General features: G+C 65.8%; 1 protein-coding gene. It reads right to left on the reverse strand.

Annotation, left to right across the window (positions count from 1 at the left end; genetic code table 11):
- Positions 1–338: 338 nt before the first annotated feature.
- Positions 339–494 carry a hypothetical protein gene (locus IG98_RS51770; protein WP_157594907.1) on the reverse strand — a complete coding sequence of 52 codons (156 nt, stop codon included), beginning with the start codon at positions 492–494 and terminating at the stop codon, positions 339–341.
- Positions 495–652 lie beyond the last annotated feature (158 nt).

Below are 652 nucleotides of genomic sequence, written 5' to 3' on the forward strand. Positions count from 1 at the left end.
AAACGGCGCACACAGCAGCTCCTTCGTCGAGTTCGAGCCGTCGGGCGCGAGGTGTCGCCAATTCGCATCTGATGCAATATGCGGCGGTTCACGAATACGGCAGAAACGGGCCACGCCCGCCTGAAACCCCAGGTCGGACAGCGAGGCCCAGGGCCGGGGTCTCGGCGAAAGAGTGCCGTACCGCGTGGGGACCGGATTGCCTCCCCTGCCGATGCCAGGTGGCCGACCTGCACAGATGCGGTTCCGGTCATCGGACAGAGTTGATGTTCTGTTCCGTGTACCGACCGCCGTTACCCCTTTCCGGCGTACTTGGTCTGCCCCCCTCGCGGGCACGTGCGTCACAGGTCTTCGACGAAGCTGGCGGCGATCTCCTCCGGCGGGTTGGTGTACAGCTTCAGGTACCGCTCGTTGGCATGGCCCAGGCGGCGTTCCAGCTCGGCCCGGTTGTGGCCGGAGGCTTGGTTGGATGGCCTGCTCACCTGGTGGCCGGTCATGCGCCGCGCCAGGACGGGGTGGAGGTACCGGTCAGCCTCCCGGTCATCACCTCGCTCATCGGCCGACGTTCAACACCCTGCACAGCCGCGCGATGCCGAAGCCGGCGTGGGCGGAGATGAACCTGAAGCGGCTGATCAACGATCCATCTCCTTCGCAA

The organism is Streptosporangium amethystogenes (assembly GCF_000721075.1).
Taxonomy (GTDB): Bacteria; Actinomycetota; Actinomycetes; order Streptosporangiales; family Streptosporangiaceae; genus Streptosporangium; species Streptosporangium amethystogenes.